Source organism: Xanthomonas sp. WHRI 6106 (assembly GCF_040202405.1).
GTDB classification, from domain to species: Bacteria; Pseudomonadota; Gammaproteobacteria; order Xanthomonadales; family Xanthomonadaceae; genus Xanthomonas; species Xanthomonas cannabis.
This window is the reverse complement of sequence record NZ_JBEGFC010000009.1, coordinates 135,859-148,392: the sequence shown is the minus strand read 5'-3', so window position 1 is coordinate 148,392 and position 12,534 is coordinate 135,859. Positions and strand designations below refer to the sequence as shown.

Below are 12,534 nucleotides of genomic sequence, written 5' to 3'. Positions count from 1 at the left end.
CACAACGAGGCCCGCAATGCGCGGGCCTTTTGTTGTCTTTGGCAATGATCCCGAGTGGGTCGCTGGCTGGCCAGGCCATGCAGCGGACCGGTTCGGTGGGCATGGAGATTGGCGCTACCGCTCCATCTATCGGAGCCAGTCCCGGCTGCAGCGCCTTCCACATAGCTCAGCGCCCGCCGCGATCCTGGTACCGCTCTTACATCGCCGTGCCATTGGCCGCCCGCAGCGCGGCGATACGCTCGGTCAGCGGCGGGTGGCTCAGGAACAGGCGACGCAGCCCATCGCCCACGCCTCCGGAAATCCCGAAGGCCTGCACCTGCGAGGGCAAGGTGTTCTGGCCGTGGTTGAGCGACAGGCGCTCCAGCGCGGCGATCATCTTGCTGCGCCCGGCCAGCTGCGCACCACCGGCGTCGGCGCGGAATTCGCGGCGCCGCGAGAACCACATCGCGATCATGGTTGCGAACAGGCCGAAAACCATCTCCAGCGCGAACACGATGATGTAGTACGCAAAGCCTCGGCCACTCTCGCGGTTGCCCGACATCGCGCTGTCGATGATGCCGCCGACGACGCGTGCCAGCACGATCACGAAGGTGTTCAGCACGCCCTGCAGTAGCGCCATGGTCACCATGTCGCCGTTGGCGACGTGCGCGATCTCATGGCCCAGCACCGCTTCGGCCTCATCCTGGCTCATGTTCTGCAGCAGTCCCGTGGACACCGCCACCAGGGCATTGTTGCGGTTGGCGCCGGTGGCGAAGGCATTGATTTCCGGTCCGTCGTAGACCGCCACTTCCGGCATGCCGATGCCGGCGGCCTGCGCCTGACGCCGCACCGTCTCCAGCAACCAGCGCTCGGTGGGCGTGCGCGCTTCGGTGATCACCTGCGCACCAGTACTGCGCTTGGCCATGAACTTGGACAGCAGCAACGAGATGAACGAGCCACCGAAACCGAAGACGGCAGCCATCACCAACAATCCACTCATTTGCGCGGGATTGACGCCCAGCACCGACATGACGATGCCAGCGAGCATCAGCACCGCAAAGTTGGTCAGCAGGAACAGGAAAATGCGGTTGAACATGGCGCGATGGCTCCACTCATGCGGGGTGAACTGCTGCGGATTTGCGGACGCTGCGGCTTGAAATCAAGCAAGCTCCTGACCGACGATTCAGCCTCCCATGCGCCCACTTCCCTATCGCGGCCGTTTTGCGCCCTCCCCGACCGGCCCGCTGCATTTCGGCTCCCTGCTGGCAGCCTTCGGCAGCTGGCTGCTTGCCCGCCATGCCGGCGGCCAGTGGTGCGTGCGCATCGAGGACATCGACCCGCCGCGCGCCGAGCCGGGCGCGTCCGAGCGGCAATTGCGCACGTTGAGCGCCTTCGGCCTGGTGTCGGACCTGCCGGTGATCCGGCAATCCGCGCGCGATGCACACTACACCGCTGCGCTGAGTGCGCTGATGCAGGCCGGGCTGGCCTTCGAGTGCAGCTGCAGCCGCGCCGATCTGGCCGCCATGGGCGGTCTCCACCATGCGTGCGTCGCCCCGCTGGGCGCGCGCCGCGCGGTGCGTCTGCGGGTGCCGGCGCAGCCGCCGGTCGGCTTCGACGACGGACTGCAGGGCCGCGTGGTGCAGGACGTCTATGCCGAAGTCGGCGATGTGGTGCTGCGCCGCGCCGATGGCTATTGGGCCTACCAGTTGGCCGTGGTGGTGGACGACGCCGCGCAGGCCGTGACCGATGTCGTACGCGGCGCCGACCTGCTCGATTCCACGCCACGCCAGATCCTGCTGCAGCGCGCCCTGGGCCTGCCGCAACCGCGCTACCTGCATCTGCCGCTGATCCTGGACGCCGACGGCCGCAAGCTGTCCAAATCGCACGCCGCGCCCGCACTGGACGACACCGACCCGCTGCCGGCGCTGCATGCGGCCTGGCGCGCGCTGGGCCAGCTGCCGGCCGCGCTGCCGCAGCACGGCAGCGTCGACACGGTGCTGCGACATGCCGTGCAGCATTTTTCGCCGGAGCGACTGCCGCAGAGCGCAACCCTGGGCACCGATGGGCGCGCATCGCAGCCCGCGCGTGACTAGAATTGCGACCCAGCACCGGCACCGGGCACCTGCGCCCCGATCGCCTCGGCCTCACCTGCTCATTGGAGTCGTCATGACATCTCGCGTCGCATTGGTCACCGGCGGCACCGGCGGTATCGGTACCGCCATCTGCAAGCGCCTGGCCGACCAGGGTCACCGGGTCGCCAGCAACTTCCGTAACGAGGACAAGGCGCGCGACTGGCAGCAACGCATGCAGGCGCAGGGCTACGCGGTGGCCTTGTTCCGCGGCGACGTCGCCTCGTCCGAACATGCACGCGCGCTGGTCGAAGACGTCGAAGCGTCACTGGGGCCCATCGAGGTGCTGGTCAACAACGCCGGCATCACCCGCGATACCACCTTCCACCGCATGACCGCCGAACAGTGGCATGACGTCATCAACACCAACCTCAATTCGGTGTTCAACGTCACCCGCCCGGTGATCGAAGGCATGCGCAAGCGGGGCTGGGGCCGGGTGATCCAGATCAGCTCCATCAATGGTCTCAAGGGCCAGTACGGCCAGGCCAACTACGCCGCGGCCAAGGCCGGCATGCATGGCTTCACCATTTCGCTGGCGCGCGAGAACGCCGCCTTCGGGGTGACCGTCAACACGGTCTCGCCCGGCTATGTGGCCACCGACATGGTGATGGCGGTTCCGGAGGAAGTGCGCGCCAAGATCGTGGCCGATATCCCCACCGGCCGGCTGGGGCGCCCGGAAGAGATCGCCTATGCAGTAGCGTTCCTGGTCGCCGAAGAGGCTGCCTGGATCACCGGGTCCAATCTGGACATCAACGGTGGCCACCACATGGGCTGGTAACGTTTGCTGCAACTTTGCGGTGCAGCATGGATTTACCTCAAAAACCATGCTGCGCAACATTTTTAATGTGTCCGCTTAAGCAAATAAGGCTGTTTGGCTGTTGCAACCGCTGCTGCGCTGCGCCATCCTGCGCGCACTATCAGTGTGAGTGAACGTTCCATGGCCGGACTTCGCATCATCAAGAAGTATCCCAATCGCCGTCTCTACGACACGGAAATTTCCAGCTACATCACCATCGAAGATGTGCGCCAGTTGATCATCGACGGCGAGGAGTTCGAAGTCCGCGATGCCAAGAGCGGCGAAGATTTGAGTCGTGCCGTCCTGCTACAGATCATTGCCGACCAGGAACAGGACGGCGAGCCGATGCTTTCCACCCAGTTGCTGAGCCAGATCATCCGCTTCTACGGGGATTCGCTGCAGGGCTTCATGGGCAACTACCTGGAGCGCAGCATGCAGGTGTTCCTGGACCAGCAGCAGCAGTTCCGCCAGCAGATGGGCAACCTGCTCGGGCAGACCCCCTGGGCGATGATGAACCAGCTGACCGAGCGCAACCTGGAGTTGTGGCAGGAGTTCCAGCGCAACTTCGGCGCCGGCTTCGGCCGCCCGGGCGGCCCGGGCACCCCGCCGACCCCGCCCGGCGCCGGCAGCATGGGCAGCGGCCCAATGGGCACCGGCACGCACGGCACCTCCGGCAGCCATACCGGCACCACCGGCAAGGCCCGCAACCGCGGTTGACGCGCACGGTGGCATCCGGGAGCAGCAGCGAATCCACCTGCTGCTCCATTCTCAGGCAGGCATGGCCGCTAGTCCGAGCTTTCTGCACCCTGGACGCACCGAGTGTTCCAGCAGTGTTCGCCACTGACTGACGCTTGGTGTCGCACCCATCGGGCCCGCGCGCGTCTGCGCCGGACACGATCCGTCAGCGGCCCGACGGTTGCGCGCAGGCCGAACAGATCCGCTCCACGCGATAGCCGCGCGCGCGCAGGCGCTCCACGACCCCGTCGTTACCGAGCAGGTGCAACGCACCGACCACCACCAGCGTGGTGCCGCTACCCTTGCCCAGCTGCTTTTCCAGCCGCGGCACCCAGCGCGCATTGCGCTCGACATTGATGTCCTGATACAGCGCCGGATACTGGCGGCGCAAGTCGTCGGCCATCTGCGTGGACAGCGTCTGCACATCACCCCTGCGCCAGGCCGCGTGCAGCTGGCGCAGCTGATCGGTGGTCGCGGCTTCGTCTAGCGACTCTTCCAGCAACTGATGCTGCTCGGTTGGCGACATCGCGTCGAGCAACGCGATCTGCTCTTCGGCGCGCTCCAGCCCTTCGGCCGGCTTGCCCCTGGCTTGCGCCTGCTGCATCAGGTAATGGTCCAGGCCGGCATTCGGGTCCATGCCCTGGCGGGCCATCTCGGCCATGCTGATCGAGAGCGCGACAAACCAGGGCTTGAGCGGCTGCAATGCGTCGACCGACATGCCGTGCGTGCGTGCGTAGCTGCCGAGCGCCTGCCAGGTCCTGGCATCCAGCACGTCCTGCAGGGTCCGTCCGTCGCTGCGGCGCGCCACCTGCAACATGCGGCTGGCCAGCTGCGGCGATTGCGCGTCCGATGGCGGCAACTCGAAGACCAGCCGGTCTGCCTTGGCAAATGCCTGCATCACGTCCGGCGACAGCGGGTAATCGCTGGGCTTGAGCACATGGAAGGAGCCGAGCAGATAGAGCGTGCCGCCCTTGCCATCGACCTTCCATAGCAGCGGCACCGGCGGATTGGCGGGTACCTTGTTGGCCGCACGTGCGCAGACCGGCGCAACCGCCCCGCTCCACAGTGCCAGGCCGAGCATCGCGCTGCGGCCCCAGGCAGCCAGCACTTTCATTGCGTTGACCATTACCGATTCCCCCTCATCACGTCAGTGCGGCACCTTGTAGGCCTTTTCGCCGGCCGACACCGCCAGGTCGATCCGGTTTTCCGGTGGCGGCAAGGGGCAGGTGGCGAACGGGGTAAACGCACACGGCGGGTTGTAGGCGCGATTGAAGTCGACCACTACGTGTCCGGAGGCGTCGGGCACGTCCAGGTCCAGAAAACGCCCGGCCGGATAGCTGCCGTGGCCGCTGGTGCGGTCGGCGAACACCACGAACAGGGGTCGCCCCGGCTCGCCGATCGTTTCCAGCCGATAGGTCTTGCCGTCGCGCTCGAACTCGATCGCCCCTGCATTGGGCTGTTCGCTGCTGATGCCGACGATGTCCACGATGGGGATGGTCTTGCCGACATCGTTGGGTACGTAGCGCGCGGCGATGCGCCATGCCGGATCCACCGGCCAGTAGTCCAGCCCGGCGAAGTGGGTGCGCGAGGGCGCGTGGGCATGCTTGACGCGCAATGCATAGCGGTCGCCGCGATGGATCAGGCCGAGCACGCCCTTGCCCTCGTCGAACTGGATCAGCGTCGGCCGCGCATCGCGATCGGACTGGAAGCGGATCCTGCCGGTCAGCGGCTTGCCGTCCACGCTGAGGGCCGCGCCGCGCTCGGGCACGAACCACACCACACCGCCCTCGCTAGACACCATGCCCATCTTCGGCGGGCCGACCGCGAGTTTGATCCCACTGTCTGCGCTGCTGCCGATGTAGTGCGCCTTCAGCGAGAGCCAGTGCAGGCCGACCAGGCTGGTCCAGCCATCGGGTGCGCGCAGCTCTTTCAGCCGCGCTTCGCGCCAGGCGGCGGTATCGGCCAGAAACGTCTTGTCCAGCGCCACCGGCGCCTGCGGCGGTGCGCTGTCGCGCCCACAGCCGGCCAGCGTTGCGACCACCAGCATGCCGAGCAGCCAGCCCCTCCCCCCGTGCACTGCCATCAACGTCCCCTGAGAAACCAACGATCGATATCGCTCAGCGTAAACCGAGCCCAGGTGGGTCGGCCATGGTTGCATTGGCCCGAGCGCTCGGTGGCTTCCATATCGCGCAGCAACGCGTTCATTTCTGGCACGGTGAGGCGACGGTTGGCGCGCACGGCGCCGTGGCAGGCCATGGTGGAGAGAAGTTCGTCGCGCGCACTGGCGATGCGCCGGCTTTGCCCATGTTCGCGCAGATCGCCGAGCACATCGCGCAGCAGCGCCTCCGGCTCGGCGTTGGCGAGCAACGCGGGAATGCTGCGTACGTGCAGCGATTGCGGGCCGGCACGGGTGATCTCAAAGCCCAGGCTGGCCAGGGTATCGGCTTCTCGCTCGGCGGTATCGGCCTCGCGCTCGCCCACCGCCAGCGTGATGGGCACCAGCAGCGGCTGCGCATGCAGGCCGATGCTGTCGTGCGCGTTCTTGAGCCGTTCGTAGCCGATGCGCTCGTGCGCGGCGTGCATATCCACCACGATCAGGCCTTCGGCGTTTTCGGACAGGATGTAGATGCCGTGCAACTGCGCCACGGCGTAGCCAAGCGGCGGCACCCCGCTGTCTTCGGCGGTGACCGGCAGGCCGGTGCCGGAGAGCTGTGGCAGCTGTGCAGCATGCTGCGCACTGCCGGGCGGCGGCGCATACAGCGCACTGTAGGCCGCGCGCGCCTCATCCACGCGCAAGCCCAACGGCGTCTGCGAGGGCGTCCAGTTGGCATAGCGTCCGGAGCCGCCGCCACCGCCGCCGTAGCTCGCGCCGCCACTGAAACCCGCTCCCATCGCACCCACGGCGTCCGCCGCAGGAGCGTCGCTGCCGATGCTGTTGGGCGTGGTACCGGCACGCGTCTGCGCCAACGCATCCTGCAACGTGCGGTAGACGAAGTCGTGGATCAGCCGCGCTTCGCGGAAGCGCACCTCGTGCTTGGCCGGATGCACGTTGACGTCCACCCGCGCCGGGTCCAGTTCCAGGAACAGCACGTAGGCGGGCTGGCGGCCATGGAACAGCACATCGCCATAGGCCATCTTGACCGCGTGCGCCACGCTGCGATCGCGTACCGAGCGGCCATTGACGTAGAGATATTGCTGGTCGGTGCTGGCACGCGAGTAATGCGGTTGCGCCACCCAGCCGTGCAGGCGCAGGCCGGCGCCGCTGTGATCCACGCGCAGCGCCTGGCGCGCAAAATCCTCGCCCAGCGTTTCGCCAAGGCGTGCGTCCGAATACAAGTCACCCGGCTTGTAGCGACGCGACGGCTTGCCATTGTGCGACACGCGCAATTCCACATCCGGGCGCGCCAGCGCCAACGAGCGCAGCCATTCTTCGATGTGCCCGAGCTCGGTACGTTCGGCACGCAGGAACTTGCGGCGGGCCGGCACGTTGAAGAACAGCTCGCGCACCTCGACCGTGGTGCCGGGCGCGTGTGCGTGCGGGGTCACCTCGCCCAGCCGGCCGCCGTCGATCTGCAGCGCCGAGCCGTGCTCGGCATCGGCGCGACGCGAGATCAGGGTGAAGCGGCTGACCGAGGCGATCGAGGGCAAGGCCTCGCCGCGAAAACCGAGCGTGGCCACGGTTTCCAGATCGTCGAGCGAGGCGATCTTGCTGGTGGCATGCCGCGAGACTGCCAGCGGCAGCTCGTCGGGCGTGATGCCGCCACCGTTGTCGCATATGCGGATCAGGCGCACGCCGCCTTCTTCCAGCTCGATGTCCACCCGGGTGGCGCCGGCGTCTAGCGCGTTTTCGACCAGCTCCTTGACCACGGAGGCGGGTCGCTCGACGACCTCGCCGGCAGCGATCTGGTTGATCAGGATCTCGGGCAGCTGGCGGATCGCCATCAGCGCGCACTCCGGCGCACGACGCGCGGCATGCAGTACAGCGGGGGTGACACGGACAAGACAGACCTCGGCACGGCGACCAGCCGGCGCACAGGCACCGACATCTCGGGATTCAGGGCCGAATAATAGCCGAGCGGGTCAGCGGCTGCCGCCGGCCACGGTGCCGACGGCATCCGCTTCGGCCTGCGCGCGCGCGGCGAACAAGGTGCCCGGCGGCGGCTGGCGCGTAAAGAACGTATCGATACCGTCCAGCACCGCAGCGGCGATCTTGCGCTGGTAGGCCGGGTCGATCAGGCGACGCTCTTCGTCCGGATTGGAGATGAACGCGGTTTCCACCAGCATGGCCGGCATATCCGAGGTGCGCAGCACCGCGAAATTGGCCCGCTCCAGCTGCGGCTTGTGGTTGTTGCCGATGCGCTTGAGCCCACCGAGCACGTGCCCGGCGGCATCTTCGGAGGCTTTCATGTGCCCGCTCTGGGCCAGGTCCAGCAACACGTTGGCCAGCGTGCTTTCGGTCTGCTGCAGACGCACGCCACCGACCAGGTCAGCGGCATTTTCCTTGTCGGCCAGCCAGCGCGCGCGCTGCGAGGAGGCGCCCTTGGTGGACAACACGTACACCGACGATCCGGTGGCGCTGCGGTTTTCGGCCGCATCGGCGTGGATCGAAATGAAGATGTCCGCCTTGGCGGCGCGTGCCTTCTGCGCGCGCATCGGCAGCGGGATGAACACATCGGTGTCACGGGTCAGGTACGCTTTCATGCCGGGCGTGGCATTGATCTGGCGGGCCAGCTCGCGGCCGACCGCCAGGGTCACGTCTTTCTCGCGCTTGCCGGTGGGGCCCATGGCGCCGGGATCCTGGCCACCGTGGCCGGGGTCGATGGCGACGATCAACGGCCGCATGCCGGGCGCCATCTTGACCCGCGATGCCTCACTGGGCAGCACCGGACGCGGCGGCAGGTCGTCGTTGGTGGCCGCGCCCGGCATTGCCGCGGCTGGACCTGCGCCCGCAGCAGCCATCGGCGCGCCGCCACCATTGAGGATGGCGGCCGCGGAGGCACCGGCCGTTGTGGGCGCACCTGGCACCGGCGTGCCCGGGCCCGCAACGACGCGATTGGGTTGGGTGCTGCCGGCCGTCGTCGGCGCGGCCGCAGCAGCGGTTCCGGGACGCGGCGTCGGCACCCCGGTGGCGACCGTGGTCGGCACTGCTGCCTGCGTGACGGTCGGCATCGCCGAAGCAGGCACCACGACCGGGGCCGGCGGCGGAGGTGGTGTCGCAGATGCACGTTGCGCGGATGCGGCCAGCGCTGCGGTGGCACGCGCCGCTTCTGCCTGTGCATCGACGACGCGTGGCGGCGGTGCCGCGGCAGGTACTGGTGCGCTGGCAACGGAGGAGGGAGGTGCTGGATCGCCGGGCCATTCGATCACCAGGGTCGAGGCACTGCCGAGCGTTTGCATTTGCGGTTTCAGCGCAGTGACCGCGCTGGACAGCTCGAAAACCACCCGGAACGTGCCTGGCACCGGTTGCCCGGTGCGCACGGAGGTCACCAGGCCGGCGGCCGGGGGCAGCTTGAGCCCACGCGCCGCGGCCGAATCCGGGAAGTCCACCACCAACCGATTGGGGTTGGCCAGGGACAAGGTCTTGAAGCCGCCGCTGCCGGCCAACTGGATCTCTGCACGGGTGCCAGTGGCGCCGGTGCTGACGCCGACGCCCTTGATTTCGCCGGCCCACGCAGCAAAAACCGCCAGGCTGAGGCTGGCGGTCAGGGCGGCACGACAGAACTGGCGGATCCCCGGTGTCATGGCGCTGGATTCAATCACCCAAACGAGTGAATTGCAAGGTGATTTCCCTTAATAATCCGTAACCTGGCGTTCATTCTTCCTGTGGGCTGACAAAAAGCGCCTGCAACTCGGCCTGATTGGCGAGGCGCGCCAGCCAGTCGCGCCCGGTCTGGCTGCGGCCCAACAGACGAACACGTCGGCCATCGCCATCGACAGCCAGTTCCACATCCAGGTCCACCGCCGGCAGGGCACCTGCGCCCCGCTCCGGCCATTCCACCAGCCACAGGCTGGCGCTGCCTTCGTCCAGGCCAAGGAAATCCAGCTCGCCGGCCTGCCCGATGCGGTACAGGTCCAGGTGCCAGGCTTCGTCGCCGGGGCCCAGCGGATAGCGTTCGATCAGGGTATAGGTCGGGCTGCGGATCGGCCCGCTGACACCGAGCGCCCGCAGCAGCGCGCGCGCCAGCGTGGACTTGCCCGCGCCCAGGTCGCCATGCAGCTGGACCATCGCGTTGGCGGGCCGGACTGCCGCCATGGCGCGGCCCAGCGTCTCGGTGGCCTCGGCATCGATCAGGTAGGCAGCAAGAGGCGTCATGCAGTGGCTCCGGCATTGGCAAGGCGACGCAGCTGCGGCAGCAGGTCGGTGGGTAACAGGCCGCGTTCGCCGTCGCGCGCCGCCGCGTCGCCGGCGCAGGCATGCAGCAAGGCGCCCAGGCTGGCGGCATCCAGGGCCGCCCAGCCCTGCCCCAGCAAGGCGGCGATCACGCCGGTCAACAGGTCGCCCATGCCACCGACGGCCATGCCCGGGTTGCCGGCGTCGATGATGCGCGGCACCGCGTGCGGGGCCGCCACCACGCTGCCGGCGCCCTTGAGTACCACCACCGCGTCGAAGCGCTGGGCCAACGCGGCAGCGGCGGTCAGGCGGTCGCGCTGCACCTGCGCGGTGGACAGCCCCAGCAATCTCCCGGCTTCGCCGGGATGCGGGGTCAGCAACCGCGGGCCGCGCGTGGGCACCGGATTCAACGCCAACAGGTTCAGGCCATCGGCATCGATGACGACGGCGCTGCCCGAGCCCAGGACCGCATGCCACAACGCCTGGGCCCACGGGTCCTGGCCCAGCCCGGGCCCGAGCGCGACCACATCGGCGGCATCGGCCAGGGCGGCGATGTCGTCGCCCGCCTGCACCGCGCGCACCATCGCTTCGGGGCAACGCGCCAGCAACGGGACCACGTGCTCGGCACGGGTGGCAACCTGCACCAGCCCGGCGCCGCTGCGCAGCGCGGCTTCGGCGGTCAGCATGATTGCCCCGCCGCTGCCCAGATTGCCGCCCACGCACAGCACCCGGCCCGCTTCACCCTTGTGCGTGTTGCGCCGCCGGGGCCGCAACTGCGCCGCCAGCGCGTCGATGTCCCAGCGATGTGCGGCAGGCGTGAGCCCGTCGAATGCAGAGCCCGGCACGTCCAGCGTTGCGATGCTGCGGTCGCCTGCGTATTCCAGTGCGTCGCCGGTGTACAGACCGACATGCGGCACGATGAATTGCAAGGTCGCCTGCGCACGCACGGCCGTCTCGAACGCCACGCCATGGTCGGCGTCGATGCCGCTGGGCACGTCCAGCGCCAGCACCGGAACGCCGCAACCGTTGACCGCCTCGATCAGCGCTGCGGTTGGCGCATCGGGCGCGCGGTTCAGGCCGATGCCGAACAGCGCATCCACGATCACATCGGCCTGCGCCAGCGGATACGGGAACAGCTCGATCGCGCCGCCCACCGCCAGGTAGTCGGTGCAGGCGCGCTGGGCCAGCTCCGATGCCGGGCCCCGCTCGGGCAGATGCACCACCCGCACCTGGCGCCCGGCGCGCTGCGCCAACCGCGCCAGCACATAGCCATCGCCGCCGTTGTTGCCGGTCCCGCAGACCACCACGATGCGGCGCGCCTGCGGCCAGCGCTCCAGCAACCATTGCCAGGCGGCTTGCCCGGCACGTTGCATCAGGAGGTAGCCATCGCCACCGAGCAGCGCGGTGGCCTGCGCATCGAGCGTGCGCGCGGCGGCGGTGTCGTAAAGAGCGAGCGGTGCGTACATGCCGGGAATTCTATACTTGTCGTCATGTCTGCCGTCCTCGCCCGCCCCGACCCCACCGATGCCGCCGCGCGCATCCGTGCGCTTGCACGCGAAGCGGGCTTTCAACGCTGCGGTATCGCCGGCATCGAACTCGGCGAAGACGAAGTGCATCTGCGCAGCTGGCTGGAAGAAGGCCTGTACGGCACGATGCACTGGATGGCCCAGCACGGCGACAAACGCTCGCGCCCGCAGGAGCTGGTGCCGGGCACCTTGCGGGTGTTGTCGGTGGGCATGGATTACGGCTGCAAGGACGACACCGAGGCCTGGAATACCTTGCACGACGGCAACCGTGCGTACGTGGCGCGCTATGCGCTGGGGCGCGACTACCACAAGCTGATGCGCAACCGGCTGCAGAAGCTGGCCGAGCGCATCCAGGGCGAGATCGGCGCCTTCGGTTACCGCGTGTTTGTGGATTCCGCGCCGGTGCTGGAGCGCGCACTGGCGCGCAACGCGGGACTGGGCTGGATCGGCAAACACACCTGCCTGATCGATCGCAACGGCGGCTCGTGGTTCTTCCTGGGCGAGATCTATCTGGATCTGCCGCTGCCCATCGACACGCCGGCCACCGCGCATTGCGGCACCTGCACGCGCTGCATCGACATCTGCCCGACCCAGGCCATCATCGCGCCGTACCGGCTGGATGCGCGCCGCTGCATTGCCTACCTCACCATCGAACACGACGGTCCAATTCCGGAAGAGATGCGCAAGCCGATCGGCAACCGCATCTTCGGCTGCGACGATTGCCAGCTGATCTGCCCCTGGAACAAGTTCGCCAAGCGCACCGATGAGCCCGACTTCCGCGCCCGCAATGCGCTGGATGTGGCAACGCTGCCGCAGCTGTTTGCCTGGGACGAGGACGAATTCCTGCGCCGCACCGAAGGTAGCCCGATCCGCCGCAGCGGCCACGAACGCTGGCTGCGCAATATCGCGGTGGGCCTGGGCAATGCACCGAGCACGCCGGAAGTCTTGGCCGCCCTGGAGACGCGTCGCCATCACGACTCCGAACTGGTACGCGAACACGCCGGCTGGGCGCTGGCGCAGCACGGCATCTGAGCCGCC

At 68.1% G+C, this 12,534-nt stretch carries 11 protein-coding genes; 4 read left to right on the top strand and 7 right to left on the bottom strand.

Annotation, left to right across the window (positions count from 1 at the left end; genetic code table 11):
- Nucleotides 1-196 precede the first annotated feature (196 nt).
- On the bottom strand, nt 197-1,075 hold the full coding sequence (gene htpX, locus ABQZ09_RS14125) for a protease HtpX (RefSeq protein WP_184554676.1): 879 nt from the start codon (nt 1,073-1,075) through the stop codon (nt 197-199).
- A 97-nt stretch (nt 1,076-1,172) separates the two neighbouring features.
- On the opposite strand from htpX, the gene gluQRS reads away from it, so the two are divergent.
- From gluQRS to phaR, 3 genes are all read left to right on the top strand, one after another.
- Nucleotides 1,173-2,072, top strand: a complete 900-nt coding sequence (gene gluQRS / locus ABQZ09_RS14120; RefSeq protein WP_349777181.1) for a tRNA glutamyl-Q(34) synthetase GluQRS — start codon at nt 1,173-1,175, stop codon at nt 2,070-2,072.
- Between the two features lie 73 nt (nt 2,073-2,145).
- Nucleotides 2,146-2,886 (top strand): beta-ketoacyl-ACP reductase, encoded by a 741-nt coding sequence (locus tag ABQZ09_RS14115; RefSeq protein WP_039410690.1) that lies wholly within the window; start codon nt 2,146-2,148, stop codon nt 2,884-2,886.
- Nucleotides 2,887-3,045: 159 nt separating this feature from the next.
- Complete coding sequence (gene phaR, locus ABQZ09_RS14110) at nt 3,046-3,621, top strand: polyhydroxyalkanoate synthesis repressor PhaR (RefSeq protein ID WP_039410688.1); 576 nt, start codon at nt 3,046-3,048, stop codon at nt 3,619-3,621.
- A gap of 184 nt (nt 3,622-3,805) precedes the next feature.
- Here the strand turns inward: phaR and ABQZ09_RS14105 are convergent, their stop codons facing one another.
- The 6 genes from ABQZ09_RS14105 to ABQZ09_RS14080 form a co-directional block, all read right to left on the bottom strand.
- Nucleotides 3,806-4,753, bottom strand: a complete 948-nt coding sequence (locus ABQZ09_RS14105) for a TraB/GumN family protein (RefSeq protein WP_503019145.1) — start codon at nt 4,751-4,753, stop codon at nt 3,806-3,808.
- 33 nt (nt 4,754-4,786) lie between these two features.
- The gene (locus ABQZ09_RS14100; protein WP_349777179.1) at nt 4,787-5,722 is read right to left on the bottom strand and encodes a DUF1684 domain-containing protein; all 936 of its coding nucleotides are present in this window, start codon (nt 5,720-5,722) and stop codon (nt 4,787-4,789) included.
- Nucleotides 5,722-7,581 (bottom strand): DNA mismatch repair endonuclease MutL, encoded by a 1,860-nt coding sequence (gene mutL, locus ABQZ09_RS14095; RefSeq protein WP_349777178.1) that lies wholly within the window; start codon nt 7,579-7,581, stop codon nt 5,722-5,724. Before mutL ends, ABQZ09_RS14100 begins: the two co-directional genes overlap by 1 nt.
- A gap of 138 nt (nt 7,582-7,719) precedes the next feature.
- Nucleotides 7,720-9,381 carry an N-acetylmuramoyl-L-alanine amidase gene (locus tag ABQZ09_RS14090; protein WP_349777177.1) on the bottom strand — a complete coding sequence of 554 codons (1,662 nt, stop codon included), beginning with the start codon at nt 9,379-9,381 and terminating at the stop codon, nt 7,720-7,722.
- A 70-nt stretch (nt 9,382-9,451) separates the two neighbouring features.
- Nucleotides 9,452-9,952 (bottom strand): tRNA (adenosine(37)-N6)-threonylcarbamoyltransferase complex ATPase subunit type 1 TsaE, encoded by a 501-nt coding sequence (tsaE, locus tag ABQZ09_RS14085; protein ID WP_349777176.1) that lies wholly within the window; start codon nt 9,950-9,952, stop codon nt 9,452-9,454.
- On the bottom strand, nt 9,949-11,436 hold the full coding sequence (locus tag ABQZ09_RS14080; RefSeq protein ID WP_349777175.1) for an NAD(P)H-hydrate dehydratase: 1,488 nt from the start codon (nt 11,434-11,436) through the stop codon (nt 9,949-9,951). The genes tsaE and ABQZ09_RS14080 overlap by 4 nt, the downstream gene beginning before the upstream one ends.
- A 24-nt stretch (nt 11,437-11,460) precedes the next feature.
- Here ABQZ09_RS14080 and queG point away from each other — a divergent pair, with 24 nt between their 5' ends.
- A complete protein-coding gene (gene queG / locus ABQZ09_RS14075; protein WP_349777174.1) occupies nt 11,461-12,528 on the top strand; it encodes a tRNA epoxyqueuosine(34) reductase QueG in 1,068 nt (355 codons plus the stop codon).
- The last annotated feature ends 6 nt before the right edge of the window (nt 12,529-12,534 follow it).

What these genes read in the sequence shown, in the direction of transcription:
- tsaE (WP_349777176.1), bottom strand. Translation starts at nt 9,952, where the DNA reads ATGACGCCTCTTGCTGCCTACCTGATCGATGCCGAGGCCACCGAGACG.
- ABQZ09_RS14115 (WP_039410690.1), top strand. Translation starts at nt 2,146, where the DNA reads ATGACATCTCGCGTCGCATTGGTCACCGGCGGCACCGGCGGTATCGGT.
- queG (WP_349777174.1), top strand. Translation starts at nt 11,461, where the DNA reads ATGTCTGCCGTCCTCGCCCGCCCCGACCCCACCGATGCCGCCGCGCGC.
- phaR (WP_039410688.1), top strand. Translation starts at nt 3,046, where the DNA reads ATGGCCGGACTTCGCATCATCAAGAAGTATCCCAATCGCCGTCTCTAC.
- mutL (WP_349777178.1), bottom strand. Translation starts at nt 7,581, where the DNA reads ATGGCGATCCGCCAGCTGCCCGAGATCCTGATCAACCAGATCGCTGCC.
- htpX (WP_184554676.1), bottom strand. Translation starts at nt 1,075, where the DNA reads ATGTTCAACCGCATTTTCCTGTTCCTGCTGACCAACTTTGCGGTGCTG.
- gluQRS (WP_349777181.1), top strand. Translation starts at nt 1,173, where the DNA reads ATGCGCCCACTTCCCTATCGCGGCCGTTTTGCGCCCTCCCCGACCGGC.
- ABQZ09_RS14090 (WP_349777177.1), bottom strand. Translation starts at nt 9,381, where the DNA reads ATGACACCGGGGATCCGCCAGTTCTGTCGTGCCGCCCTGACCGCCAGC.
- ABQZ09_RS14105 (WP_503019145.1), bottom strand. Translation starts at nt 4,753, where the DNA reads ATGAAAGTGCTGGCTGCCTGGGGCCGCAGCGCGATGCTCGGCCTGGCA.
- ABQZ09_RS14100 (WP_349777179.1), bottom strand. Translation starts at nt 5,722, where the DNA reads ATGGCAGTGCACGGGGGGAGGGGCTGGCTGCTCGGCATGCTGGTGGTC.
- ABQZ09_RS14080 (WP_349777175.1), bottom strand. Translation starts at nt 11,436, where the DNA reads ATGTACGCACCGCTCGCTCTTTACGACACCGCCGCCGCGCGCACGCTC.